Origin of the sequence: Rhodococcus sp. RD6.2 (assembly GCF_001040705.1) — a bacterium.
GTDB lineage: Bacteria > Actinomycetota > Actinomycetes > Mycobacteriales > Mycobacteriaceae > Rhodococcus_G.
Window position 1 is genome coordinate 394,262 of record NZ_CVQP01000001.1, and the last position, 25,381, is coordinate 419,642.

29 protein-coding genes and 1 tRNA gene are annotated in these 25,381 nt (G+C 67.2%); 15 read left to right on the top strand and 15 right to left on the bottom strand.

Going from position 1 to position 25,381, the window contains the following annotated elements; genetic code table 11:
- Window positions 1-8: 8 nt before the first annotated feature.
- Window positions 9-1,235 (bottom strand): class I SAM-dependent methyltransferase, encoded by a 1,227-nt coding sequence (locus tag RHCRD62_RS01770; protein WP_050062927.1) that lies wholly within the window; start codon window positions 1,233-1,235, stop codon window positions 9-11.
- A gap of 245 nt (window positions 1,236-1,480) precedes the next feature.
- Here RHCRD62_RS01770 and RHCRD62_RS01775 point away from each other — a divergent pair, with 245 nt between their 5' ends.
- The 12 genes from RHCRD62_RS01775 (at window position 1,481) to RHCRD62_RS01830 (ending at window position 13,413) form a co-directional block, all read left to right on the top strand.
- Window positions 1,481-1,987, top strand: coding sequence for a GyrI-like domain-containing protein (locus RHCRD62_RS01775; RefSeq protein ID WP_050062928.1), 507 nt, complete (start codon window positions 1,481-1,483; stop codon window positions 1,985-1,987).
- Complete coding sequence (locus tag RHCRD62_RS01780) at window positions 1,984-2,409, top strand: hypothetical protein (protein ID WP_050062929.1); 426 nt, start codon at window positions 1,984-1,986, stop codon at window positions 2,407-2,409. Before RHCRD62_RS01775 ends, RHCRD62_RS01780 begins: the two co-directional genes overlap by 4 nt.
- Before the next feature lie 191 nt (window positions 2,410-2,600).
- Window positions 2,601-3,224 carry a hypothetical protein gene (locus tag RHCRD62_RS01785; RefSeq protein WP_157050769.1) on the top strand — a complete coding sequence of 208 codons (624 nt, stop codon included), beginning with the start codon at window positions 2,601-2,603 and terminating at the stop codon, window positions 3,222-3,224.
- Window positions 3,217-5,343 carry an Rv1355c family protein gene (locus RHCRD62_RS01790; protein ID WP_253277149.1) on the top strand — a complete coding sequence of 709 codons (2,127 nt, stop codon included), beginning with the start codon at window positions 3,217-3,219 and terminating at the stop codon, window positions 5,341-5,343. Before RHCRD62_RS01785 ends, RHCRD62_RS01790 begins: the two co-directional genes overlap by 8 nt.
- Before the next feature lie 10 nt (window positions 5,344-5,353).
- Window positions 5,354-7,216, top strand: coding sequence for a putative bifunctional diguanylate cyclase/phosphodiesterase (locus tag RHCRD62_RS01795; protein WP_050062932.1), 1,863 nt, complete (start codon window positions 5,354-5,356; stop codon window positions 7,214-7,216).
- A gap of 181 nt (window positions 7,217-7,397) precedes the next feature.
- Complete coding sequence (locus RHCRD62_RS01800) at window positions 7,398-8,885, top strand: sugar transferase (RefSeq protein WP_253277150.1); 1,488 nt, start codon at window positions 7,398-7,400, stop codon at window positions 8,883-8,885.
- Between the two features lie 56 nt (window positions 8,886-8,941).
- The gene (locus RHCRD62_RS01805; RefSeq protein WP_253277186.1) at window positions 8,942-9,679 is read left to right on the top strand and encodes a lytic transglycosylase domain-containing protein; all 738 of its coding nucleotides are present in this window, start codon (window positions 8,942-8,944) and stop codon (window positions 9,677-9,679) included.
- Between the two features lie 151 nt (window positions 9,680-9,830).
- Window positions 9,831-11,111, top strand: a complete 1,281-nt coding sequence (eno, locus tag RHCRD62_RS01810; RefSeq protein ID WP_050062934.1) for a phosphopyruvate hydratase — start codon at window positions 9,831-9,833, stop codon at window positions 11,109-11,111.
- A 256-nt stretch (window positions 11,112-11,367) separates the two neighbouring features.
- Window positions 11,368-11,829 carry an FtsB family cell division protein gene (locus RHCRD62_RS01815; protein ID WP_253277151.1) on the top strand — a complete coding sequence of 154 codons (462 nt, stop codon included), beginning with the start codon at window positions 11,368-11,370 and terminating at the stop codon, window positions 11,827-11,829.
- Window positions 11,826-12,362, top strand: a complete 537-nt coding sequence (locus tag RHCRD62_RS01820; RefSeq protein WP_050062935.1) for a DUF501 domain-containing protein — start codon at window positions 11,826-11,828, stop codon at window positions 12,360-12,362. The genes RHCRD62_RS01815 and RHCRD62_RS01820 overlap by 4 nt, the downstream gene beginning before the upstream one ends.
- A complete protein-coding gene (locus tag RHCRD62_RS01825; RefSeq protein ID WP_050062936.1) occupies window positions 12,359-13,300 on the top strand; it encodes a Ppx/GppA phosphatase family protein in 942 nt (313 codons plus the stop codon). Before RHCRD62_RS01820 ends, RHCRD62_RS01825 begins: the two co-directional genes overlap by 4 nt.
- A gap of 39 nt (window positions 13,301-13,339) precedes the next feature.
- A tRNA-Leu gene (locus tag RHCRD62_RS01830) sits at window positions 13,340-13,413 on the top strand.
- Between the two features lie 300 nt (window positions 13,414-13,713).
- Here RHCRD62_RS01830 and RHCRD62_RS01835 read toward each other — a convergent pair.
- The 11 genes from RHCRD62_RS01835 to RHCRD62_RS01880 form a co-directional block, all read right to left on the bottom strand.
- Window positions 13,714-13,917 (bottom strand): hypothetical protein, encoded by a 204-nt coding sequence (locus RHCRD62_RS01835; protein WP_050062937.1) that lies wholly within the window; start codon window positions 13,915-13,917, stop codon window positions 13,714-13,716.
- A gap of 769 nt (window positions 13,918-14,686) precedes the next feature.
- Complete coding sequence (locus RHCRD62_RS01840) at window positions 14,687-14,962, bottom strand: hypothetical protein (protein WP_050062938.1); 276 nt, start codon at window positions 14,960-14,962, stop codon at window positions 14,687-14,689.
- Window positions 14,963-15,103: 141 nt separating this feature from the next.
- Window positions 15,104-15,559, bottom strand: a complete 456-nt coding sequence (locus RHCRD62_RS01845; protein ID WP_050062939.1) for a hypothetical protein — start codon at window positions 15,557-15,559, stop codon at window positions 15,104-15,106.
- Window positions 15,560-15,630: 71 nt separating this feature from the next.
- The gene (locus RHCRD62_RS25700; protein ID WP_157050770.1) at window positions 15,631-15,768 is read right to left on the bottom strand and encodes a hypothetical protein; all 138 of its coding nucleotides are present in this window, start codon (window positions 15,766-15,768) and stop codon (window positions 15,631-15,633) included.
- 629 nt (window positions 15,769-16,397) lie between these two features.
- On the bottom strand, window positions 16,398-16,772 hold the full coding sequence (locus tag RHCRD62_RS26265; RefSeq protein WP_253277152.1) for a hypothetical protein: 375 nt from the start codon (window positions 16,770-16,772) through the stop codon (window positions 16,398-16,400).
- Between the two features lie 183 nt (window positions 16,773-16,955).
- A complete protein-coding gene (locus tag RHCRD62_RS26270; protein WP_253277153.1) occupies window positions 16,956-17,255 on the bottom strand; it encodes a hypothetical protein in 300 nt (99 codons plus the stop codon).
- Between the two features lie 358 nt (window positions 17,256-17,613).
- Window positions 17,614-18,012: a YbaB/EbfC family nucleoid-associated protein gene (locus tag RHCRD62_RS01860; RefSeq protein ID WP_050062941.1), complete on the bottom strand. Its 399-nt coding sequence runs from the start codon at window positions 18,010-18,012 to the stop codon at window positions 17,614-17,616.
- 37 nt (window positions 18,013-18,049) lie between these two features.
- Complete coding sequence (locus RHCRD62_RS01865) at window positions 18,050-18,607, bottom strand: LppA family lipoprotein (RefSeq protein ID WP_050062942.1); 558 nt, start codon at window positions 18,605-18,607, stop codon at window positions 18,050-18,052.
- Window positions 18,604-20,298, bottom strand: a complete 1,695-nt coding sequence (locus tag RHCRD62_RS01870; protein WP_050062943.1) for an alpha/beta hydrolase — start codon at window positions 20,296-20,298, stop codon at window positions 18,604-18,606. Before RHCRD62_RS01870 ends, RHCRD62_RS01865 begins: the two co-directional genes overlap by 4 nt.
- Window positions 20,299-20,604 carry a type VII secretion target gene (locus tag RHCRD62_RS01875; protein ID WP_050062944.1) on the bottom strand — a complete coding sequence of 102 codons (306 nt, stop codon included), beginning with the start codon at window positions 20,602-20,604 and terminating at the stop codon, window positions 20,299-20,301.
- A 148-nt stretch (window positions 20,605-20,752) separates the two neighbouring features.
- On the bottom strand, window positions 20,753-21,154 hold the full coding sequence (locus RHCRD62_RS01880; RefSeq protein WP_050062945.1) for a hypothetical protein: 402 nt from the start codon (window positions 21,152-21,154) through the stop codon (window positions 20,753-20,755).
- A gap of 249 nt (window positions 21,155-21,403) precedes the next feature.
- Between RHCRD62_RS01880 and RHCRD62_RS01885 the strand changes: the two genes are divergently transcribed.
- Window positions 21,404-21,787 carry an SHOCT domain-containing protein gene (locus RHCRD62_RS01885; protein ID WP_050062946.1) on the top strand — a complete coding sequence of 128 codons (384 nt, stop codon included), beginning with the start codon at window positions 21,404-21,406 and terminating at the stop codon, window positions 21,785-21,787.
- A 66-nt stretch (window positions 21,788-21,853) separates the two neighbouring features.
- Here RHCRD62_RS01885 and RHCRD62_RS01890 read toward each other — a convergent pair whose 3' ends face one another.
- A complete protein-coding gene (locus RHCRD62_RS01890; RefSeq protein ID WP_050062947.1) occupies window positions 21,854-22,858 on the bottom strand; it encodes an NADP-dependent oxidoreductase in 1,005 nt (334 codons plus the stop codon).
- A gap of 27 nt (window positions 22,859-22,885) precedes the next feature.
- Window positions 22,886-23,272, bottom strand: a complete 387-nt coding sequence (locus RHCRD62_RS01895) for a DUF1304 domain-containing protein (protein WP_050062948.1) — start codon at window positions 23,270-23,272, stop codon at window positions 22,886-22,888.
- A 78-nt stretch (window positions 23,273-23,350) separates the two neighbouring features.
- On the opposite strand from RHCRD62_RS01895, the gene RHCRD62_RS01900 reads away from it, so the two are divergent.
- Entirely contained in the window at window positions 23,351-23,947 is a 597-nt protein-coding gene (locus tag RHCRD62_RS01900; protein ID WP_050062949.1) for a TetR/AcrR family transcriptional regulator, read from the top strand.
- Here RHCRD62_RS01900 and RHCRD62_RS01905 read toward each other — a convergent pair whose 3' ends face one another.
- Entirely contained in the window at window positions 23,948-24,385 is a 438-nt protein-coding gene (locus RHCRD62_RS01905; protein WP_157050771.1) for a Zn-ribbon domain-containing OB-fold protein, read from the bottom strand.
- Window positions 24,386-24,714: 329 nt separating this feature from the next.
- Here RHCRD62_RS01905 and RHCRD62_RS01910 point away from each other — a divergent pair, with 329 nt between their 5' ends.
- Entirely contained in the window at window positions 24,715-25,374 is a 660-nt protein-coding gene (locus tag RHCRD62_RS01910) for a M23 family metallopeptidase (protein ID WP_050062950.1), read from the top strand.
- Window positions 25,375-25,381 lie beyond the last annotated feature (7 nt).

The following is a 25,381-nucleotide window of genomic DNA, read 5'->3' on the forward strand; positions in this document are numbered from 1 at the left end:
CCGGGCGATCACGCCGCGGCCTTGTGCAGTCGGGGGAGCGGGAACACCAGTTCGCCGCCCCAGTCCTTGATGTAGTCGAGTTGCTCGGTGAGTTCCGGCTCGAGGTTCCACGGCAGCCCGAGCACCACGTCGGGTCGATCCCTGGAGATCCGTTCCGGTTCGCGGATCGGGATTCGGGTGCCCGGGGTGAACCGCCCGTGCTTGTACGGGTTCCGGTCCACCGTGTACTCGAGGAGGTCGGGTCGAATGCCGCAGTAGTTCAGGAGGGTGTTGCCCTTGCCGGGTGCACCGTAACCGACAACCGAGCGGCCCTCCGCCCGACGGTCGAGGAGGAAACGCAACAGCTGGTGGCGGACCGACCGGGCCTGTTCGGCGAGCCGAAGATACCCGTCGACGTCGTGGAGTCCGGCACGCTTCTCGATCGCAAGCACGTCGCGAACGCGCTGGCTGGCCGGACCCGCGGCGGATTCGGGCTGCGCCCAGATCCGGAGGGATCCGCCGTGCGTGGGCAGCGACTCGACGTCGACGACTGCCAGGCCGGCGGTGGAAAGGGCTCGCGCCGCGGACAGCACCGTGTAGTACTGGAAATGCTCGTGGTAGATCGTGTCGAACTGGCCGAGTGTCACGAGATTCAACGCGTGGTGGACCTCGATGGTCAGCCATCCGGTGTCGGCCATGAGAGTGCGCAGGGCCTGGGTGAATCCGATCAGATCCGGAACGTGGGCGTATACGTTGTTGGCGACGACCAGGTCGGCCGTCCCGAACTCACTCCGCACGGTTGCCGCGGTCGTCGGGTCGAGGAAGTCGGTGTAGGTGGGCACGCCGCGCTCACGGGCGGCAGTGCCGACGTTGACCGACGGCTCGATTCCGAGGCAGGGGATGCCGGCGCGGACGACGTGCTGGAGCAGGTAGCCGTCGTTGCTCGCGACCTCCACGACCCGGGAGTGGGTGTCGAGTCCGAGGCGACGGACGGACTCTTCGACGAATCGCTGGGCGTGTTCGACCCAGCTGTCAGAGTACGACGCGAAGTACGCGTACTCGGTGAACGTGTCTTCCGGGCTGATCAGTGCGGGGATCTGGAGCAGCATGCAGTCCTCGCACAAGCGGAGGTGCAGGGGATAGGTGGGTTCCGGGGTGTCCAGCTGCGCGAGGGTGAGGAATCGCTCGCACGGTGGTGTCGCACCGAGGTCGAGGACGCTCAGGAGGCGGTCCGAGTCACACAGTCTGCACCGCATTGGTCGTCTTCTCCTCGTCCGGACCGTTGAGAGTTGGACTGCGTCCAACTAACCACACTCCGCACACGCTTTCAAGGGTCTATAAGTACTTCAGGTCGGTTTATATCCGATTTCTTAGTCTTCGAGTTTGCATTCGAATGGTCTGGTGGGAATAGGAATTTCGCCATCTGGACATGTCTCCCCAACGCCGCGAATTCGCGGTTATGGTGGATCTGCTGTGACCGGATCGGGTGTCGTCGCGAGCAATGGGAAGCCCGTTCCGGGGAGGGAGCGTGGTGGAATTGCGATCCGGGGAGATTGAGTTCGTCGAACTCGGCCAGACGTTCGTGGGGGGACTCCCGGTGCGAAGTCCCAAGCGTCCGTTGGGGATGCTGCGCGATCCGAACCTCGAGCGAGCCTGGTCCGCGGTGCTCAAACAGAATCCCCCAGGCCCGCTCGCCTCTATCTACACGGATCATTCCGCAGAGGCCGGTTCCTTCTACACCCAGGTCGTGGGTTACCGGTGCGAGTCGATCAAGGACGTGATGCGTGGCCATGTGATGGCGCGGGTTCCTGGCGGGCGCTACGCGCGGTTCGTGTCGACCGGCGAATTTCCCGACGTGGTGAGCAACCTGTGGCAGCAGGTTCGGGAGGCGGAGGACGCGGGGCAGATCCACCGGGTCGCTACCAGCGCTTACGAGTGCTACCCGCACGCGTACCGGATCGATCTCTACATTGCGGTCGACGACCAGTCCTCGGAGATCCGGTCATGAGCTTTGAGATCGTCAAACTCGGGGTGGTCGACATCGGAGGATTGGTCCTGCCGGATGTGGAGCCGGCATCGGGGGAGCGGTTGGGCGGGCTGATGGAATTCACCCGTGAACGCATGTGTGAACGGGGCGTCGCGGAAATCGTGACGGTGTACACCCCGAACGCGGAGGGCGATTCGATCGCGGTTGTCGGGTACCGGTGCGAGGGTGCGGAACACCTCGCCGAAGGCGACGTCATGGTGCGGGTCCCGGCCGGCTACTTCGCGCGATTCGTTCCGGACGGACCCGTCGATGATCCGATGACCGATGTGTGGAACCAGGTGGAGGTCGCAGCAAAGGAAGGGATGATCGACCGTGCCTTCGCCGAGGAAATCGAGATCACCCGCGCGCCGAACGGGTTCGAACTCTTCATCTCGCTGACCTAGGCGCACGCTCCGCGGATGGTCGGGTTTCCGTACGAATCCGAAACTCGAACACTCCGAAATTGGAGGCAGTGATGGCCCGTGCACTTTCCTGTGCAATCCGGGGGGCCGAGAAGATATTCGAAGAGACGAGTGTGTGGGATCCGAGATCGGAATGCCGATTCGTCGCGGCACGACCGGACGAGGAACCCGGATTGTGGTCGGAATATCTCGCCGGTGCCTTCGAGAGTTACTCGAAGCACGGTGTGGTCGACGCTCTGGAGTACGAACGGATCCGTGACGGGAGTACGACCACGCTGTTCTTCGTCGCGGTTGCGGCGGATGGCACCGTCAACGGCGGGTTGCGGGCGCAGGGACCGTACGACCGTCCGGAACAATCCCACGTGATGGAGGAGTGGTCGAACCAGGTTGGTGAGGCGGCTGCGCGTGAGATGATCGCCGACCGAATTCCGTTCGGTGTGGTGGAGATGAAGGCCGCCTGGGTTCGCGATCGGGCGCCGAATCGGCGGGCACTCACCCAGTCATTGGCCTCCGTCGGCGTCTGCGCACTCGAATTGCTCGACGTCCAGTTCCTGATGGCGTCGGCCGCCGACCACGTCCTGGATCTGTGGGCCTCGTCGGGCGGCGTGGTGGCCACAAGGATTCCTCCGGCCGCATACCCGGACGACCGCTACCGGACGCGGATGATGTGGTGGGACCGCGACGATCGCCGCATCCGAGCGGTTGCGCAGCAGTTCGCCCGCCTGTGGGCGGAGAACGAACCGGGGCGGTCGGGGCAGGTGCGTCAGGCCGTCGAGGGTCGTGATGCCAGTGCATGACAATGACTACACGGCAACACTTCTCGATGAGGAATCGCCTACTGACGCCCCGCAGATCGCGGCGATTCGGGAGGGTGTCGGGGTGCGATGTCACGACGAGCTCGTGGCCCAGCGCGCTGCGCTGGGCGCACTCGTCCCGGCGCCGCACCCGTCGGTTCTGCGAGAGTCGGCGCGGTGGGCCTACTACCCATGGCGCCGCGCAGTGGTACGGATCCTCGGCCCGACCGGCTACCGGTTGTTGCGGCTGGACCGGAACAGGAACAAGATCACCGACGAAGAGCAGCGGCGCCTGGCCGAGCTGCAGGTTGGAATCGTCGGGCTCAGCGTCGGGCACGCTGTCGCCCTCGCCCTCACCTTGGAGTCCTCCGTCGGAGCGATTCGTCTCGCGGACTTCGACGTCCTCGAATTGTCCAATCTGAACCGCGTGCCGGCCACAGTGTTCGACCTGGGCCTGAACAAGGCGATTGCGGCGGCGCGCCGGATTGCGGAGATCGACCCGTATCTGCAGGTGTCGGTCTGGCGCGACGGTGTCACTGCGGAGACCGTCGGTGCCTTCCTCGAAGGCCTCGACCTCGTCATCGAGGAATGCGATTCGTTGGATGTGAAGGTGGCGGTGCGGGAGGAGGCTCGTCGACGTCGGCTGCCGGTCCTGATGGAGACCAGTGACCGGGGCCTGATCGATGTCGAGCGGTACGACCTGGAGCCGGATCGCGCACTGTTCCACGGCCTGCTCGGTGAACGCGACGGCGCGGAGCTCTCCAGGCTGTCGGCGCGTGACAAGATCCCGCACATCCTGCGCATTCTCGGCGCCGCTGATCTGTCGACCAGAATGGTTGCGTCCCTCGTCGAGGTCGGCAGCACGATCTCCACCTGGCCGCAGCTCGGCGGCGACGTCCTCCTCGGCGGTGCCAGCGTGGCCGCGGCCGTCCGCCGGATCGGTCTGGGGCGTCCCCTTCCTTCGGGCCGGGTCCGGATCGATCTCGACGAACGACTCGACGACGTGCGCGCGCCGCTCACCGAGCCCGGCGGGCACGCAGGCCTGGAGCCACCTGCCGAGACCCCGCCCACTGACGGGAGGGCCGCAGTCGCGCGGGCCGCGTGCCTTGCCCCGTCCGGAGGCAATGCCCAGCCGTGGCGAATGGTGACCACGCCGGACGAGTTGCGGCTGTATCTCGACCCCGACCGGACGACGGCGATGGATGTGCGGTACCGCGGGAGTCACGTGGCCATCGGCGCTGCGCTCTTCAACGCCCGAGTCGCCGCCGCCACCCAGGGCCTCCTCGGACGGGTCGACCTGTTCGGTGACGTCACCACGCCCGCGCTGGTCGCGACCATGGCGTTCGGCTCCGGCACGGACCCGGTGCTGGCCCACCGGTTCGACGGAATGATTCGGCGAGGGACCAATCGGAGGGCGGGCTCGCCCCGCCCGCTTCCGGTTGCGGCACGTGAGGCGCTGGCAGGAGCCGCCAGAGCCGAAGGTGTGCGGCTGACGATCGTCACCGAGCGGTCTGCCATCGACTCGGCAGCGATGGTATTCGCCGCTGCCGAGCGGATCCGGTTCCTCGATCCGCGCCTGCACGCCGAAATGATCGGTGAATTGCGTTGGCCGGGTGTGGATCGCCTGGAAACCGGCATAGACGTGCGATCGCTCGAACTTGACGACGCGGATCTCTCGGCCTTGCGGGTACTGTGCCGAGCCGACGCGATGGATGCACTGGCCGCCTGGGGGCTGGGACAGTCGCTGGGCGCCGCAAGCCGTGACCGGATCAGGTCCAGCAGCGCATTGGTGGCCGTCGTGGTGAACGGAACGGAGCCGGCGGATTTCGTTCGGGGCGGGTCTGCGGTGGAGTCCGTGTGGATCACGGCCGAGGACCACGGCATGGCGGTACAGCCGATTTCGCCGGTGTTCCTCTACGGATTGGAGCAGGATGAACTGGCGGCGTTGGCCCCCGCATACAAGGCGGAACTCGCCGTGGGGAGCGGCACATGGCGCGAGTTGTTCCAAGTCGGTGGGAGCGAGGCCCTCGCGCTGGTGTTGCGTCTGAGCCATTGCGCGTCCGCGTCGGTCCGGAGCCGTCGCCGACCACCGACCACCGATCCTCCGGTACTCACGTCCTGAGGGGCACGCCATGTCAGCGCACACACTCGAGGAACTCGTCACCGGCGTCGCCTCGCGTCTGACCGCGACCACCGCCCTTACCTGGGTGGACAGTGCCGAGGAGGTCCTGCACGACCTGGTCGACTACTTCGAATTGGACGCGTGCTTCCTACGGCGGAACGACCACGACGTCCGTGCCACGATCCTCGTGGCCGAGTGGCCGCACCGAACGAACGTGCCTGATCCGGATCCCCTCGCGGTCGTCTACTTCGAGGATGCCGATCCGGAATTCGCCAGGGCCGAGCACCTCAAGGAGGTCGGCATCGTCCGGCCCGGAGGGGACGCCACCGGCTATCAGGATCGGGTGACTGCCGGATCGGGTGTACCTGCGGTGACGCTGGCGGCGATACCCCTGCTGTCCGGCGACGTGACAACCGGGACCCTCGGCTTCGTTCGTTTCGGGGACCGGGATTGGAGTTCTGCGGAGATCAACGTGCTCAAGGCCATTGCAGCCCTCCTCACCCAGGTACAGGAACGGGTCCGTGCCGAGAGCCTCCTGCTCTACTGGGCGCACAACGACGCGCTGACCGGGTTGGCCAACCGCCGCTCGCTGCTCGAGCATCTCGTGCGCCGGATGGCGTCCGGCGAGCGGGGTCCAGTGGCCCTGATGTTCCTCGACCTGGATCGGCTCAAGACTCTCAACGACTTCCTCGGGCACACCGCCGGCGACCGGTTCATCGTCGAGATCGGTTCCCGTCTGGCGGACTCGCGTGCATCGGGTGACCTGGTGGCACGGCTCGGCGGGGACGAGTTCGTTGTCGTTCTCGGTGGGGAGGCGGACGTGGGCACGGCGTGCCGCGAAGCGGAACGGATCAGTGAGGTCGTCAACGAGCCGGTGATACTCGGCAACGTGTCCTTCAGTCGAAGTGTGAGTGTCGGCATTGCGGTCGGCACGCCCGGTGACTGCACGGCGGTGGATCTGCTGTGGCAGGCGGATCAGGCTGTCATCGCGGCGAAGGCGCAGGGCGGCAACGCTATAGCGGCGTTCACGGAGAGCATGCGCGCCGAGGTCGAGGTTCGGAGCATTGTCGAACTGAGCCTCCGGTCGTCGATCGACGAAGACCGGCTCCATCTCCTGTACCAGCCGGAGGTCGATCTGCGGACCGGTCGGATCCTTGCGGTCGAAGCGCTGGCGCGGTGGGTCCACCCCGCGCTGGGACTGCTGTTGCCGCAGTCGTTCATCCCGGTCGCCGAGTCGACGAATCTTGCGAGTGAGCTGGGTGCGTGGGTGTTGCGTCGGGCGTGCAGTGACTATGCCCGGTGGCGCGCGGCGACTCCCGGCCTCGACATCACGCTGAGAGTGAACGTGTCACCGGCGCAACTGGTGGGTCTCGAGTTCCTCGAGGTCGTCTCGCGGATCCTCGACGAGCACGCCGTCCGCGGTGATCGGTTGTGCCTCGAGATCACCGAGAATGCAGTGGTCGGCGACCTGGACCGAACCCGCGTCGCACTTCAGGGGCTGGCCGATCTCGGGGTCCGGGTGGCGATCGACGACTTCGGGACGGGGTACAGCTCCCTGGCCCAACTCAAACAGCTGCGGTTCGACGTGCTGAAGATCGACCGCGAGTTCGTTCGTGACCTCGGCAACTCTCCGGGTGATCTTGCGATCGTCAAGTCCATCGTGGGATTGGCCAGGTCGTTCGACCTCGATCTGGTTGCCGAGGGGGTGGAGAACGACACGGCTGCGGAGGTACTGCTCGGATTGGGCTGCAACCGGGCCCAGGGTTTCCTGCTCAGTCCACCAGTGACAGTGGAGCGCTGCGGCGAGTTGCTCCGTGCCGGATGGATTCCGGTGGACCCGGCTCTGCGCACACCCCGTCGTCTCAACGTCTAGTCCACAGGCCTGAAACAGGGTGGCGACATTGCTTGAGTAGAATAACCAACTTGGAGTATGTTTTAGCGATGGTTTGTTGAGTCAATGACGATCATCGGGCGGTATATTCCGGATGTGCGAATGCAGCGCGGTTGCGGGCGCCGAGGCAGACACGCGAGACACGTCAGCTCTGGTGTGTCCGGTGTGTGGACGGCCTTTCGCAGAAGTCGCCCGTCCGTTCGGGGCCTGGCGGCTACCGCTGCCGTTGCCGCCCCCGCCGCGGCCGGGTTGGGAGTCCCGCTACGGACTGATGGCGCTCGGGGTCGACGTCCTCAGCCTGCTGGCCGCCGACCTGTTCGTCTCGGTCTTCTACCACGACCCGGAGGTACTCGAACATCCCGCCAATCTTGCTGTTGCGCTGGCCGTTCCGATTTGTGCACTGCTTTCCCTCGCGCTCAACCACGCCTGGGACCCGAGGATCCTGGGTTGCGGTCCCGAGGAGTTCCGTCGCGTCGCGTCGGCTTACGTGACGGTGATTGCCGTGATGGCGGTGGCCGGCTACGCGGCCGCAATGGCAGGCGGGCATTCGTGGGTGTTCGGGACCCTGCCGCTCGCGGCGGCGGCGTCCCTGGCCGGGCGCAAGTTGCTGCGCACATGGCTTCATCGTCGCCGCAGGTCAGGGGCGTATCTGCGGTCGGTGGTCGCGGCCGGTGACGAGGCGTCGGTGCGGGAGCTGATCCACCGGACCCGGGCGGCCACCAACACGGGCTGGAACGTCGAAGCGATCTGCCTCTCTCGCTCCGACCCGGCCCAGGAACTGCCACTGGAGATCGACGGAGTGCCTGTCGTCGGCACCGAGCGTGACGTTGTCGGGATCGTCGCGCTGCGTGGTTTCGCCGCGGTGGCGCTGCTCCCGTCGATCGGCTGGACACCGGCGCGGACCCAGCGCCTCGCCTGGGACCTCGAGGGCACCGGGGCGGACCTCCTCATCGCTCCCGCCCTCATGGACATCGTCGGGCCCCGGCTGCACATCAGCCCGGTGGCGGGTACACCGTTGCTCCAGTTGAGTGCGCCGCGGTTCACCGGACCGGCGTGGGTGGTCAAGTCCGTCCTCGACCGGGTTCTCGCGCTCGGGTTGCTGATCGCGATGCTGCCACTTCTGCTGGCGGTCGGCGGTGCGATTCGACTGACCAGTCCGGGGCCCGCGTTCTACCGTCAGACGCGGGTCGGACGGGCAGGCACCACCTTCGAGATGATCAAGTTCCGCAGCATGGTGCGCGACGCCGATACCCGGCTGGCCGCGTTGTCGTCCGCCGACGAGGGTGCGGGTGTCCTGTTCAAGATCAAGGATGATCCGCGGGTCACCCGGGTGGGCCACTTCATCCGGCGCTACTCCATCGACGAGCTGCCGCAGCTGTTCAACGTGGTGGCCGGGCACATGTCGCTCGTCGGCCCTCGGCCGCCGCTGATCGCCGAGGTCGAGAAGTACGACGACGGCGGCGTCCGGCGCCGGATGCTCGTCAAACCCGGACTGACGGGACTCTGGCAGGTCAGCGGCCGCAGCGATCTCTCGTGGGAGGAATCGGTGCGCATGGACCTCCGGTACGTCGAGAACTGGTCGATGACCCTCGACCTGATGATCCTCTGGAAGACCGCCGCCGCCGTGTTCCGCGCCGAGGGCGCGTACTGAGCAGTCGAATCGCCCTGAACAGCCGGGACCGCCTTTGTGGTCACCGTCCATGGATGATGGGCACGGTGAGCCGACGAATCGTGACACTGCGAGCCGGTGCGGCACTCCTGCTCGGCATCGTCTTGGCCGGGTGCGTCCGGGACGTCCCGGAGCCGATCCCACAGAACATCCCGCCGCTCCCCGGAATCGCGTTGCCGCCGATCGACGTCGACGCACCGGGCCGCACCGCGGACCAGCTCTCCGAGTGGGCGGCAGCGGTGTCCGACCAGACCCGCGTCTCGACCACCGCGCTCGAGGCATACGGCTATGCGGCCGCGGTGATGGCGCAGTCCCGGCCCGACTGCGGAATCACCTGGACGACCATCGCCGGCATCGCGGGCGTCGAGAGCAGGCACGGCACCCACCGCGGGGCGTCCCTCGCCGCCGACGGCACGGTCACCCCGCCGATCCGGGGCATCCCACTCGACGGCGGCCCCGGAGTCGCCGAGATCCCGGACACCGACGGCGGCGTCCTCGACGGTGACGCCGTCCACGACCGTGCGATGGGGCCGCTGCAGTTCATTCCCGAAACCTGGCGCAGGTGGGGAGTCGATGCCAACGGTGACGGTGTCGTCGACGCCGACAGCATCGACGACGCAGCCCTCACCGCCGCGCGCTACCTGTGTGCCCGCGGCGGCGACCTCACCGCGGAGGCAGGCTGGCGGCAGGCGCTGATGGCCTACAACCTGTCCGGGGAGTACCTCGTCGACGTCCGAGACCGGGCCAACACCTATGCCGTGCGGAGCATGCCCTGACTTCCCTGCCCGGCGTGTGCGGCGGCGTCACAGCCGGTTGGGTTGGTTACCCTCGGACCTGGCACTATGTTGCGAAATGCCAACGCTCGACGTGACCGCGTCGGGTGGCGTCGCCCAGAACGAGTACAGCCGCCGATAAGGAGAACCATCCGTGGCCATCATTGAGCAGGTCGGAGCCCGCGAGATCCTCGACTCCCGAGGAAATCCGACGGTCGAGGTCGAGGTGCTGCTGGACGACGGCACCTTCGCACGCGCCGCGGTGCCGTCGGGCGCGTCGACCGGCGAGCACGAGGCTGTGGAGCTGCGTGACGGCGACGAGCGTTACCTGGGCAAGGGTGTCCAGAAGGCCGTCGAGGCTGTTCTCGGGGACATCGCTCCCGCGATCATCGGTCTCGACGCCTCCGAGCAGCGCACCGTCGACCAGGCTCTCCTCGACGAGGACGGCACCCCCGACAAGTCCCGTCTCGGCGCGAACGCCCTGCTCGGTGCGTCCCTCGCGGTCGCGAAGGCGGCAGCGGAGTCGTCCGGACTGGACCTGTTCCGCTACGTCGGCGGCCCGAACGCGCACATCCTGCCGGTCCCGATGATGAACATCATCAACGGCGGCGCGCACGCGGACAGTGGCGTCGACGTCCAGGAGTTCATGATCGCGCCGATCGGTGCGCCGACGTTCAAGGAGTCCCTGCGCTGGGGCGCCGAGGTCTACCACTCCCTCAAGTCGGTCCTCAAGGCCAAGGGCCTGTCGACCGGTCTCGGCGACGAGGGTGGCTTCGCTCCCGACCTCGCGGGCACGAAGGTCGCGCTCGACCTCATCCTCGAGGCCATCGAGAAAGTGGGCCTCAAGCCCGGCCAGGACGTCGCGCTGGCTCTCGACGTCGCGGCCACCGAGTTCTACACCGCAGGCACCGGCTACGCGTTCGAGCGTGAGACCAGGTCCGCCGAGCAGATGTCGGCGTTCTACGCCGAGCTCGTCGGCGCGTACCCGCTCGTGTCCATCGAGGATCCGCTCGACGAGAACGACTGGGACGGCTGGGTCGCGCTCACCGAAGCGATCGGCGACAAGGTCCAGCTCGTCGGTGACGACCTGTTCGTCACCAACCCGGAGCGTCTCGAGGACGGCATCGTCAAGGGTGCCGCGAACGCGCTGCTGGTGAAGGTGAACCAGATCGGCACGCTGACCGAGACCCTCGACGCCGTCGATCTCGCGCACCGCAACGGCTACAAGACGATGATGAGCCACCGGTCCGGCGAGACCGAGGACACCACCATCGCCGACCTCGCCGTCGCCGTCGGCAGCGGCCAGATCAAGACCGGCGCCCCGGCTCGGTCCGAGCGTGTTGCGAAGTACAACCAGCTCCTGCGCATCGAGGAGTCGCTCGGTGACGCCGCCCGCTACGCAGGCGAGATCGCCTTCCCGCGGTTCGGCGCCTGACCGGTCGTAGCAGATCATGAGCCAGCGCGGCAGGTCCCGACCGAGCGGGAGCCCGGTCGGCCGCGACCCCCGTCGCGCCCGTGACGGGTCGGGTCCGCGTCGATCGACGCGGACCCGACCGGCGGGACCTGCCTCGCCCGGCAACAGGGCCGAGGGCGCCTCGGACACGGCACCGTCGCCGACGGAGAAGCCCGTCGGTGCCCGGGGGAATCGCCGCGGCAGAGCCCAGACCGGACCCGAACGCACCATCCTCGGGTTGTCCACCGCTCGTGCCGTCGTACTCGCGATGGTGCTGTGTGCGGTGGTCCTGACTTTGGCGATGCCGCTGCGTACCTATCTCAGCCAGCGCAACGAAGCAGAGCAGGTGGCCGAGCAGCGCGCACAACTCGAAGAGGACGTCGCGCGGCTCACTCGGGAGAACGAGCAGGCGGACGACCCGGCCCATGTGCGGGCGCAGGCGCGTGAGCGCCTGCAGTACGTGATGCCAGGGGAGACCCCGTATCAGGTCCAGCTCCCGGGGGCGACTGCGCCGCCGGTCGAGGACCTGACAAAACCCAAGCACGACAACGACCCTTGGTACACCGACCTGTGGCGACCGATCGCTGAGCCGCAGCCGACGCCCACCAAGGCGCCTGCGCTCGCACCGACGGTTCCGCCCGCACCGGACGACGCGGGGACGATGACCATTCCGGACGATCAAGGAGGAACCCCCCGGTGAGCGAGCACGAGATTCCACAGGCCGACCTGGACGCGGTGGCAGCTCAGTTGGGTCGCGAACCGCGCGGTGTCCTCGCGATCGCGTACCGCGCACCGGACGGCACCCCCGGCGTCGTCAAGACGGCACCGCGACTGCCCGACGGCACCCCGTTCCCGACTCTGTACTACCTGACGGACCCGCGGCTGACCGCCGAGGCCAGCAGGCAGGAGTCGGCGGGAGTGATGCGGGAGATGACCGAACGTCTCACCCGTGACCCGGAACTCGCCGCGAACTACCGCAGCGCGCACGAGTCGTACCTCGCCGAACGTAACGAGATCGAGTCCCTCGGAACGGATTTCACCGGGGGAGGGATGCCGGACCGCGTCAAGTGCCTGCACGTCCTGATGGCGCACTCGCTGGCGAAGGGTCCGGGTGTCAATCTGCTCGGCGACGAGTCCATCGCTCTCGCGGCCGACCACGGCCTGCGCGGCACGGCGATCCCCGTCGACTGGCCCGCGTACGTCGCGCCCGAGGCGGCCGGGGACACCGAATGACGCGCGTCGCCGCCATCGACTGCGGCACCAACTCGATTCGACTGCTCGTCGCCGACGCCGAGAACGGTGCGCTGACCGACGTCGTGCGGGAGATGCGGGTCAACCGCCTCGGGCAGGGGGTCGACGCCAACGGTCGGTTCGCGCCCGAGGCCATCGAACGCACCCGGGTTGCGCTCGAGGAGTACGCGGGGATGATCCGCGAAACGGGTGCAACGAAGGTCCGCATGGTCGCGACGTCCGCCACCCGCGACGCCGCCAACCGCGAGGACTTCTTCGCGATGACCCGCGAGGTCCTCGGTGCGGTGATCCCCGGTGCCGAAGCCGAGGTCATCACCGGCGACGAGGAGGCCCGGCTGTCTTTTGCCGGCGCCGTCGGCGAACTCGATTCCGCGGCAGGGCCTTTCGTGGTCGTCGATCTCGGTGGCGGATCCACGGAACTCGTCCTCGGCGACTCGACCGGCGTCCACGCGGCGTACTCGACGAACATCGGCTGTGTGCGGCTCACCGAACGCTGCCTGCACGACGACCCGCCGACTGCCGACCAGGTCGAGGAGGCCCGCGCGGTCGCCGCGGAGAAACTCGGTGAGGCGTTCGACCGTGTGCCCGTCGAACAGGCACACACCTGGGTCGGGGTCGCGGGCACCATGACCACCCTCGCCGCGGTGTCCCTCGAACTACCCGAGTACGACGCCGAGCAGGTGCACCTGTCGCGGATGTCGTTGGAGCGGCTGCACGAGGTCAACGATTCGCTGCTGAACAAGACACACGACCAGCGCGCCGAGATCACCGTCATCCACCCGGGACGGGTCGACGTCATCGGCGGCGGCGCCATCGTGGCCGACGTCCTCGGAGTGGAACTGGCCCGGCGCGCAGGCATCACCGAACTGATCGTCAGCGAACACGACATCCTCGACGGGATCGCCCTGTCGATCCTCTGACGGCCCCTAGAGTCGTTTCCGACGACCGTCGGGAGGAAAGCCCCCGTAGCCCAATTGGCAGAGGCAGCGGACTTAAAATCCGCCAAGTGTCGGTTCGAGTCCGACCGGGGGCACAGGTCAAGGCGTTGAAGGCGTTGGCGCCGACAAACAGATGGCGAATGCCCCGAGAACGTGCGGGTGGGTTGGATTCTCGCTTCATCGAGCTCCATGGGCCAGATGAAACTGAGCGGTGGGTCCGGAGGACTCGACCTCCTCCGGACCCACCTCTTCAGTAGCCGTGCGGGCGCTAGCCTCACGACCATGCAGTCCAGCTCCTGAGACTGCGTTTCCGTCCGAGACCTCAACGGGTATTCAGCATCGCCACTCGAGGTATCGACGGGCACCGGACGCACTACTGCCGCGAGTGCGGCGCCTTACTTACCGGCCGCCGTGCTCCGGAGCTCAGCCGCAGCGGGACCGGTGGGCACCAGAGCGCCACCAACAGCGACGTCGTCATCCATCGCCCTGATCGTGGCTCGGGTGAGCACCCTGATGGTGCGGGCCTGCAGTTCGATGGCGGCGTCGGCAGCCGCGAGCCCGATCACGATCGGGCCGCCGATCCACAGCGGAAGTCGCATTCGAGTCTCCCAAGTTGAAGGGTGGCCCGCCGGCAGAGGAGGCCGGCGGGCCTACGCCGCCCTCCCGGGAGAGAGGGCGACGCGCCAGCGAACATAGCTTCCGCCTCATGTGACTCGCGAGTACCAAACCAACCAGGCGCTTGGTGCAGTGGAGGGTGACGCTGCTGGCTGGACGCCTTTTGCCTGCGAGTTGCGGAAGTCGTTGCTGCCGTGGCCTTGTGCGCCGTACGCGTTACGACCGAGCGGGGGCTCGAAGCCCGTCGAATGCAAGGGGAGATACCTGCTCGCCAGGTTTCGTGCACCGGGCTGACGATTGATTCACAGGCTGTGAGTAACTATCCAGGCAACTGAGTAGCTGCCGCGCTTGTTTCCGTCTCGCTTCGACGTCTCGTGGCAAGGGTCGCCAATACCCCACCTACAGCGGCGGTGCCCCACACCACGATGCTCGCCAGGACGTCCATGCCAGTGGCGGAGACAGCGACAAGCGTCGCCGCGATGGTTGCCGCCCATGCGGCTGCTGCTAGGTAGCGGTGTCGATCCACTCATGGATTGAATCAGACAACCCCGACGCAGCAAATATTAGGCAAGTAGTGAACGCAGAAGGCCCGCCAGGCCTGAGGAGTAGCCGGCGGGCCGCCGCCTGCGAAGAGCTTGGGGTCTGCAGGCAGCACGGCTGATCGTAGGCCAACAAATAGCAAGTGCGCAGCTACACGCCGAACGGTGGCCGTAGGCGCTACCTACCGCGCCGACGGGCGTTATGCGGCCAAGCTCAGTCCAGCGACGCCGGCTTGAACTCCCCGTACAGGCCGCGGTCCTCACCGGCGAGGTACTGCTGATGCTGGTGGTCTGCGCGCGCGGCGAGGTGCACCCGTTCGGCCTTCTCGCCGTTGAGTCGGTCCTGACGCTTCTGCCACCAGGCGATGCTGCCGACGTAGCTGCCCCACACGATCAGCGCGAACAGGGCGAGGCCGACCAGCAGCTTCCAGTAGGTGAGGATCAGTCCGAGGGCGATGAACCCGAGGATCCATGGCGCGATGCCCTTCATGGCGTGCTCCTTCCGGTGTTCGGATTCAACCAGACCGCAGACGTGCGTCCATCGTTGTCATTCACGCGACGGACGCGGCCCGGCGCGTCAGCCTCCGACCGCTGCGAGGTGCGCACGGAGTCGGCCCCTGGGCCCAACTCCCTACTTGCCCAGCGCTTGGGAGACCCGGTCGTAGGCTTCGAGCATCGCGGTGTACTCGGGGCACTTGAATCGCGCGCTCAGTAGATACCGAGCCCGGACTTGCTGTTCGGTTCGCCCGGATTCCTGAGCCTGCTTGGCTACAAGCGGGTCGAGGGTGTCCGCAGCTGTCACGGCGGCGCCTGACGATGTCACTGACGGCCCGCTGGTCGACTTTGCGAATCCTTGAACCACACCGCAGTCCGCGGCAGCCACCGCGACAGTCGCTTCGACTGTCTCTGGTTGATCTGCTGCCGCGTCGGCCGCGGCCATGCTCTTGCCGTAGACCTCGTATGCCACCGCGTACGTGTACTCGCGATCTGTCATGGTTGGCGCGACGTCACTTGAGTCGCCGTTGCTGCAGGCGGTCGCCGCCAGCAGCGCGATGGCTGCGGCACTGGTCGCGATGGTCCGTTTCATGTGCGGATTCAACCAGACCTACCGGTCGCGTTCGCCGCTGTCATTCGAACGGCGGACGCGACCGGTCTGCGTCATGCTGTCGCGCTGACCGTGCCGAGCGGAGCCGATTCGTGGGCTGCGACGAGACTGTCGCGACCGCCGGGTCCGACGAGGCGGTGCACCGCGTCCTTCGACAGCCCGCTCGCGCGTGCGATGTCGCGCAGCGACATGCTCGTGGTGGCGAGCAGGTGTCGCGCCCTGTGTCGCTTTCCTCGCGAGACGACGCCTGTGGAATCGAGGTGGACGGTGCGACGACATCAAAGAGTCCGTCGCTGACGTTGTCGTCCTGCGTCTCAGTGTGTCGGTCCTGGCCGCCAGATTCGCCGTGCGACACCGGCTCAGGTGAGACAACAAGGGTGAGGGCTGGCGTCTCAGCGTCGCGTCCTTCGTCGGGCGTCTCGGCGGCGTCAGCTGGCGCCGTGGCGGTGGTGTCGCGGTGGAGTTGCACGGCGAGGTGCAGTGCGACGAGCAGGCACAGCGGCGGGACGACTGCGCCAGCCCAGCCGGGGAGCGGGCCCGGCGGGAGGAGGTGCGCCGCGGCGCCCGCGACAATCGACACGACGGTTGACGCAACGAGCAGTGTCCATGCGTACCGACGCGACGAGCGCAGTCGCATCACGGCGGCCGTCGCGACGACCGCGAGGCCGTCGATGGCGAGGAGCCACCCCTTCGCCATGCTGGGTGGCGTAGTCGAACGTGGCGTGCTCGATGAGTGCGTCGATCAGTCCGCCGACGGCGGCGTACTCGGGCGAGGTGCGCGGGAAGCGGGCGCGGTAGGCGACGGCGAGCTGCAGGTGCGTCACTGCGCTACCGCCGCGGCGCGGCAGGAGCACCGTCGGACAGGCAGGCCCGTCTCGGCGTCCTCGATCAAGCCCTCGACACACTCGCCGCACAGCGCCACAGCGGGGCGGGTGGTGCGCGGCAACGGCATCGCCTCCCAGAGACGCAGCCAGCCGTGCACGTGCATCGTCGGGTTCTCGGGCCGGTGCGCGCGCTTCGCTGCGTCGACGAGCGCGGGGATCTCGTGCAGGTCGATCCTCGCGAGGATCTCGCCGCGCTGCGCTGCCTTCGTGCGGGCGTAGCTGGCGGGCAGGCCCGCGACGAGGGTGGCGGCCTCGAGGTCGGCGAGCTTCGCCGCGTCAGCGGTCTGGATCTCCTGGACCTTCTCCGACAACGACGTCGCAGGGTTCGTCGTGCACTGCCGCGGGCGGCGTGCTCGGGGCGCGGGGTTGTTGTTGGTCTCAGTCCTTCGTGATCGATCCTTTGTGAAAGCGCCGGACCGACCGACGTCGGCACGACCGCGAGGCGGAATCTCAGGCCCCGGATCGGCAGAGGTGATCGGCTCCTCGAAGATCGTCTACAGGGTGTGCCACCGCCCGCGCTCGTCCTGGACCTTCTCGCGGACGAGGTAGCCGTGCTCCTCGAGCTCACGCATGGCGGTGCGGACCGCGTCGTGGCCCTCGGTGGGGGACTGCGCAGCAAGGGATTCGGAGCGGGTGCGCCAGTCGGCAGGCTTCGAGAGCAGCCACATCAAGATGCCGCGAGCGCGGAAGCTCAGACGGGCGTCGTTGAGGACTGCGTTGGAGAGTACGGTGAAGTGATCCGCGCGACGAGGTCCGCGCTGAATCCCACCCGAGATGTGGGTATTCTCTGACACGTCGAACTCCTTGACTAGTTCGGCCATGCCCCGGGAGCGTTGGCGCGCTCGCCGGGGTCCTTTTCTGTTGTGGTGCGGTGATCGTGACACAGCGCGCACCGGCTGTCCACCAACCTGATTCGCGATTCGCCGGACGTCGGTCGGCCTGAATCGCCGCGCGCACGAGTTGTCACACACTTGTCACTACTCGTGCTTTGTCGCCCTGTCGCCCGCTTCGCTCGCCTTCGTAAACGCGCTGGTCGGCTCGCTTCGCTTCGCCCCACGGGCGGACCTAAAATCCGCCAAGTGTCGGTTCGAGCCCGGCCGGGGGGCACCAGGTTGACGCAGGTCGGTGCGCTTGCCGGACGTGCGTGTGTGGTCAGGCCCTGTGGAGAAACCCGCTTCGGTAGTAGTCCTCGTCCTCGTGTGCGGGTTCTGCTGGTGGTCGGGTCACGGTCGTGGCTTCAGCGCCCAGTTCTCCGATGACCTTGGACACCAACGGATCTGACGTGAGTTCGTCGCGAAGAGCTTGTGCCTCGTGTGCGGCTTCGGCGCATGCTTCGCGGTGGGTGTCGGTGACGGCCGCTGCCAGTGCTGCCGCCCCGTTGGCGGAGAGGGCGGAGTCGGTGATGGTCAGCGCGGTGATGTGGCCGGCGGCGTCGACTTCGATGGTGACGTGCCCGTCGGCGGACCGGGCGCGTCCGCGGACGAGTGTCACCGCGTCGTGGACGCGTCGTGCTTTCGCGGCGAGGTCGGCGAACGGCGCGTTGGTCGTCATGTGTGGCTTTCGGAGTCGTCGGGCGGCAGGCGAATCGCTACGGGGTCGGGTCCGTGCGGGCGGCGGGCAGGCGGCAGCCGGTGTGGGCGCTGATGAGAGCGTTCACCTTGGAGCCGAGCATGATGCGATCGCCGCTGTCACTGGTGAGGACCACGTCGTGGTCGCCGGGCTTGTCGACGCGGACGGTGAGATCGGTGATCCCGAGCGGAGCGGCGATGTCACGGGCGGACTGAAGGACGCGAGGCCAGGCCGCATCGGAGATCGGAACGGGAGTGACGAGTTTCTGCAGATAGATCTTGAGGCCGTCGGTCTTGGCAAAGGCGCCACCACATCCACCCTGGGATCGTTCGTCCTGCCATTCCCAGCGCAGCTCCGGTGCGATCGCCGTCGCGGCGTCGGCGATCTGTACGACGACGGCGGTGAGTTCGGCTTCGGTCTCCTCGAGCGTAGGAAGGGCGGGGAGTTGTGCTGCGGCTGCGGCGATCTCGTCGTCGGTGTGGTTGTAGGGGTTGCCCATGAGGTCTCCGCATGCGGTGGTCAGAAGTGTCAGGGTGGCGGCGAGCGCGGCGAGCAGTGGCAGGGCGCGTCGGGTCATCGGTACACCACCTGGTCGGGGAGTCCGGCCACGATCGAGGCCATGTTGTATCCGGACATTCGGAGCTCCTTGTTGTCGCCGAGTTGTGGATATTCGCTGTGGGAGCCGACGCCGTCGCGGGCGACGCCGTCCGGGCTGGTGCCCGCGTCGGTGGAGAGTTGTTCGAAGTCGGAGGTGCTGGGATCCGGTCCGAACAGGTGTCCCTTGCCTGCCTCGGGGATCAGGATGTCGCCGTCGGCTTCCATCACGTAGCCGTGGCCATCGGGGAGGCCGAGGTCGGATTCGTCGTCAGCATTGATGCCGGGTGATCCGTAGAACACGGCGTCGTCGACGGGCTGCCCGGGTCCGGGGTCGTGGAGGGCGAGGCCGGTGGTGAGGGACCCGTAGGAGTGCCCGAGGGCGGTGAGGTGCGGGTCAGGTTGCGTCGATGCGACATCGAGGCCGTCGTAGAAGGATGCGAGCTTGGGGGCGCCCGCGTTCGCCCGGTCGGTCTGGACGACGTCGCCGTAGCCGCGAAGGCCGTCCGAGACCGGGTTCGAGGGGCCGCTGGTCGCCTGCGGTGGTTCGTATCCCAACCACGCGATGCCTGCGACGGTCTCGTCGCCGCGCCCGGCGCGGATGAGTTGATCCTTCGCTTCGGATCGAAGTTCCGTGGTCTCGTCGACCATGCTGCCGAGGGACCCGTCGATCGTGGTGTTCAGTCCGGGGGTGGTGACGGAGATGTGGTCGGCGGTATCGGGATCGCCCACGGCGAAGGCGGCCATGCCGCGTTCACCCGACTGCAGGTCGAGGAGCATCAGCCGGCCGTCGGGGTTGTCGGCGACGATGTTCTCGAGTTCGTCGAGGTCGCGGAGTTTCTGTTCGGTGTACCAGAGTGCGGCGTCCTCGTTCGTGAAGGTGCCGCCGAAGACGTTGTCGTCGAGGTTGGCCCGGTGGCGATCGCGTTCGGCTTCGAGGCGGGCGCGTTCGTCGTCGAATCGGCTGACGTTCGCCTCGTGGCGCACCGCCGAGGGAATGCCGTCACGGTTGCCGACCCAGTCCGGATGTTCGTCGACGATCCCACGCCGTTGTTCCTCGGTGAGCGAGTCCCAATACTGCTTGTTCTCCCTCGCGGACGCATCGGAGCCCGGCGGTGCGGGCAGGTCGCCTGCGGCAACGGTCCCCACCCTGCTGTCGCCGGTATCGCCGAGTTCGGCGGTCGCGGCGTCGAGGGCGGCGCCTGCTCTGGCGTCGAGTTCGTCGACCGTGGCGAGGGCGGGTATCAGCCGCGCCTGGAAACCGGATGCCTGTTCGTCCAGTTGTGCTTGGAGGAGTAGGTCTGCGACCGGGTTGCCGGTGACCAGCGGTGGCGCAGTCACCCGCCCATCGTCGGCGACAGCGAATCCGGAGGCGAGTGCCTCGTCGGCGATGCCGATGGCCGTGGTTCTGGCTGCGCCGATCGAGGCCGCGGCGTTCGTCAGCGCGTCGGCCTGCGCGGTCACCGCTGCGCGGATGCGGCGGGCCTCGTCGTGTTCCGTTTCGGAGCGTGCCCCCGCGGCCCTGCCTGCGGTGCCGCGCCACACGGTGTTGGCGACGTGGTCCCTGGCCGCGTCCGCGGACTCGCCGAAGGTGCGGTTCGATTCGACGATCGCGGTGGCCGCGGCGTCGAGGAGCTCCGGTTGCCATGTGCGGAGTCGTGACACTGCGACCATCTAGACGTCCCCGGGAGGGGCGTCGAGGTTGCGGCGGAAAGCCTCGTCGGCGGCGTCGTATTCGCGCGCATTGCCTTCCGCTGTCGACGCCATGTCGCGCAGGCGCTCGGCGGTGGCGCTGTAGGACAGGAGCAGCGAGTGCCCGGCACGGGCTGCCGATGCTGCGATCGAGGATTCTTGCATCGCAGCGGTGGCGGCGGTGATCGCGGTGGAAGGGTCGACGTCCGAGATCCGATCGGCCTCGCTGGTCAACGACGCAGCGAGCAAACGCAACGCGTCGGTGTCGACATCGAGCGGTTCCCCCACAGCAAATCCCCTCTGCCGTTCCGCGTCACACCTCGATGGTGCTGGATGCGAATGCGTCGGCCCCGCCTTGGAACGGAGCTCACGAGGTTTGACGCAGACGGGAGGTGCTCGGTTCCACCGAGTCGGAAGACCGTTGCTGTACGGGTGACTACCTGCGCAGCCCGATGAAGTCGGCGACCCCGCGTCCTGCGCTCTCGATCATCCCGATCGGTTTCAACGCGATCTCGGCGACTCCGACGAGCCGCTCCACCCGGTCGACGACCGTTTCGAGGCGCGCAACGACGGCGACCATGCGTTCCGCGATGGCGTCGACGTTGTCGAGGGACTCCACGAACCGGTTCAACGCCCCGTCGAGTGTCGTGATGGTCGCGTTCATGTCGCCCATGGTGGCGTCGATGCCGGTGAGAGCGCCGTCGAGGTCGGTGAGGATGGTGTCGACCTGACTCACCGTGAGGTCGGCGTTGAGTGCGGCCTGCGCGAGCCGGCGGAAGCGTTGCCGCTCGGGCGCCGCTTGGCCGGAATCTCCTCGTGTGCCCGTGTTGTCGACCATGCGGCCGATTATTCACCGACGGGTCGCCAGGCGAGGGCTCCTGTGCCGGTGTGACGACACACACGCACGGTTCGGAGCAACGTTGGCAATACATTGGCAAACACAATGTGCGAAGCTTGCGCAGCGGTCTGAACCGCTGGTTCGGGGTGGATGCGGATTTCGTGGGTTGTTGCGTGTCACCTCGTAGTGCGTTGCCCCGTCCCCGGGATCGGGGGCGGGTCCTCCTTCTCGTGAAAGTGGTTGCAACTCATGCTCGACTCGTTCTGGGATTTCCTCTGGTACACCCTGCTGATCTTCGCCTTCGTGGCGTACCTGATCATCCTGTTCCAGATCATCGGCGACCTGTTCCGGGACCACAAGCTCAGTGGTCTGTGGAAGGCCGTCTGGATCTTCTTCCTCATCGTGTTGCCGTACCTGACGGCGTTCGCGTACCTGATCTTCCGTGGCCGCGGCATGACCGAGCGTGCGTTGGCTGCGCACGCCGACGCGCAGAAGGCTGCAGACGCGTACATCAAGCAGGTTGCGGCCTCGGGCAACCCGGCAGAGTCGATCGCATCGGCGAAGGCGCTGCTCGACTCGGGCACGATCGACCAGGCCGAGTTCGACCAGTTGAAGGCCAAGGCTCTCGCCTGACAAAGACTCTCGGGCGCTCGGCCGGGTGAACCGGCCGAGCGCCCGAACTGTCTCGAGTGACGCTTGTCAGATGCGAACGAGCATCTTGCCGACGTTGGCGCCGCGCATCAGCTGAAGGAAGGCGTCCACGGCGTTGTCGATGCCGTCGACGACGGTCTCGTCGTGGACCACCTCGCCCGAGGCGAGCCACGGCCCCATTTTCGCGGCAAACTCCGGGAAATGGTGCGTGTAGTTGCCCAGGGTGAATCCCTGCAAGGTCAGTCCGCGGGAGATGATCTTGACCAGGTTGTCAGGTCCGGGGACGGTGTCCGTCGTGTTGTAGCCGGCGATGGCGCCGCAGAGGGCGGCCCGCCCGCCCGTCTTCATCACGTCGATCGCGGCCTCGAGGTGATCCCCACCGACGTTGTCGAAGTAGACGTCGACACCATCGCCCGCGATGTCCGCGAGTTGCTCGCGGATGGGGGCCTGCTTGTAGTCCACCGCGGCGTCGTACCCGTACCTGTCGGTGAGCAGTGCGACCTTGTCAGGGGACCCCGCAGAGCCGATGACGCGGGACGCGCCTTCGAGTCGGGCGATCTGTCCCACGGCGGACCCGACGGCTCCAGCCGCACCGGAGACGAACACCGTTTCACCGGGCTGTAGGTGGGCGACGTACTTGAGGCCGACGTACGCGGTGAGCCCGGTCAGCCCGAGGATTCCCAGGTACGCCGAATTCGGAACTCCCGGAACCTCCTCCACCCGCCGGAAGGCATCCGCGTCACCCTGCGCGATGTCACGCCACCCGAGGTCGTGCACGACGACGGCACCGACGGGGTGCGCGGGAGAGGTGGACTCGACGACGCGTCCCACGGCGCCGCCGGTCATCGTCTCGCCGAGCTCGAACGCCGGAATGTAGGACTCGCCCTCGTTCATGCGGCCGCGCATGTACGGGTCGACGGACAGGAACTCGTTGGCGACACGCACCTGGTTGGGGGCGAGGTCCGGGAGCTCGACGACAACTGTGCGGAAGTCGTCGAGCGTGGGCCAGCCGACGGGGCGGCTGATCAACTGGATCTGGGTGCTGGTGGGCACAGCTGTACTTCTTTCGTGGTGCGGTGTTTACAGTGCCAGCCCGAGTGCGAGGAGTGCGACGGCGAGGAGAGGCAGAACGCCCTGGGTGATCGCCGCGCGGGCTTTGCCGGGTGAGGAGATGAGCAGGACGAGGGCTGCGGCGAGCATCGAACCGGTGCCTGCGAAGGTGAGTGCGGCTCCGACCGGGACCTCGTCGATCGCGACGGCAACGACGCCGATCGCGGTGACGATCGCCAGGAAGAGGTTGTAGAAGCCCTGGTTGAACGCGAGCTCCTTCGTGGCGACCGCTTCCTCCTGTGACGTCCCGAACGTCGCGCGGGTGCGCGGCGCGGTCCAGCGCAGCGATTCGAGCACGAAGATGTACACGTGCAGCGCCGCCGCCAGTGCGGCGAAGATCAGACCTGCGGTCACCATGGTCGCTCCTCTCATTCTGAACTGACCGTTTCAATATATACTGAACCGGTCGTTTCACAACTGGGAGTGAGGTCTGTCATGCCGCGGGTGCAGGAGTTCGACACCGAATCCGTCGTGTTGGCCGCGCGGAACATATTCTGGGACAAGGGGTTCGAGGCAACGTCGGTGCCCGACCTTGAGCAGGCTACCGGGTTGAACCGATCGAGCCTCTACAACGCATTCGGAAGCAAGCGCGGTCTGTTCGATGCCGCGGTCCAGGACTACCTCCAGCGCATCGTCCGCCCCAGGATGCGTGTCCTCGTCGACGAGCCGACGGCCTCCGACGCGGCGGCGCATTACTACCGCGGTCTTGCTGCCGAACTGTCGAACATTCCCGACGAGCTCAGCGCCAACGGCTGCCTGCTACTCAACAGTGCGGCGGGATTCGCGGCACACGACGAGATCCAGCGCGCAGCCGTCGACGCTTACCGGGCGGAACTGGCCGCGGCGCTCGAGCACGCGCTGCGCGCCCTCGACCCGACGAGTGCGCGCGCCGTTGTGGAGCGTCGCGCACGCATGCTGACGGCGGTCTCGATAGGCGCGATGCTCCTCGCCCGCGTCAACACGGGCGAGGCGGTCGCGCTCGTCGACGCGGCGGTCGAGCAACTCGACGAATGGGGCCGCGCCGCCTCCTGATCAGTCGCGGATGGTGAACACGGGCAGTCGATTGCTGCCCGACCGGGCGACATGGGCGACCCGAACCCGGCGATCGGTGTGCGCGGGGAGGTCGCCGTCGATGTGGGAGTACAGCCACGGGCCCTCGTCGGTCGCGACGATCGCGACGTTGTCGGGCATCTCTCGCCAGCCGCCCTCGTTCGAGGTTCGGACCACGGCCTTCGACGACACGATCACGCCGAAGCCGGATGCAGGCACCTGGTCGAAGAGGTCACTGCGGCAGGCCGAGCAGTGGGACACCACGGGGGCGCGCAGGTGCCCGCACGCCGCGCAGCGCTTGAGGAGCAGTGGTGCCGACTCGTCGGTGACTTCTGTCGAGAGTTCTTCGAGGATTCCGGTCATCTGTGCCTCACCAAGTCGTGGATCGGAGCGGTTCGGGTTCAGTGTCGTGGACGCCATCCGCTCACCAGACCCGTACATCTACGTGGTGGGGTGCCTGTTTCGACAACTCGGGTACGTATGCGGGCGGGTTCGAGCGGTCGGGTTCGGGCCAAAATGCCTCTGAGCTGCGCAAACGTGACCGAGCTCACTGTGCACCGTACGAATCCACACGAACGTGCTGGGCATGGCGTTTCCGGCGATAGGCACATCAAGATCAAAGTTTGATAAATATTTGGTCACGATCGACGTGTCGAGATCGCCTCGTTACCTTCATTCGGGTAAGGGTCCGCGGCCGCACCGCCGAGGGGGTGCGGCCGAGTCAACGAAGAAGATTGAAGGAAACAACTGTGGCCGACACCCACAGGACGGTTACTCGTTCTCACTCGCTCACCCGCCGCGCCAAGCTCGCCGCAACCGCCGCCGTGACCGGCGCGATCGCCGTCGCGGGCATTCAGCTCGGTGCGGGCACCGCCGCCGCTGAACCCGTTCGTATCCCGGCCGGCGTCCTTCCCGCGGGCACCGCGGCGCCCGTCGTCGACGTACCCGACGCTGGCCTTGCGGGCTTGGCCAACGGATTCCTCGCGCAGTTCAACACGGGCAGTGTCGGGCCGCGGACGGTCCAGCCGGTGTCCGGAACCCTGAGCTCTCGATACGGTGCCCGTTGGGGTACCCACCACGGCGGCATCGACATCGCCGCCCCCATCGGAACCCCGATCCAGTCCGCGGCCGACGGCGAGGTCATCTCGGCGGGCCCTGCGTCCGGTTTCGGGCAGTGGGTCCGTGTCCGCCACGACGACGGCACGATCGCTGTGTACGGCCACATCGAGACCTACTCGGTTCACGTGGGTCAGCGCGTCGCCGCGGGCCAGCAGATCGCGACCGTCGGCAACCGCGGGCAGTCCACCGGACCGCACCTGCATTTCGAAGTGTGGGATGCGGCGGGTAGCCGAATGGATCCGAATGCGTGGCTCGGACAGCGGGGAGTCGTTCCTACCTGGGGTTCCTGAGCCGACC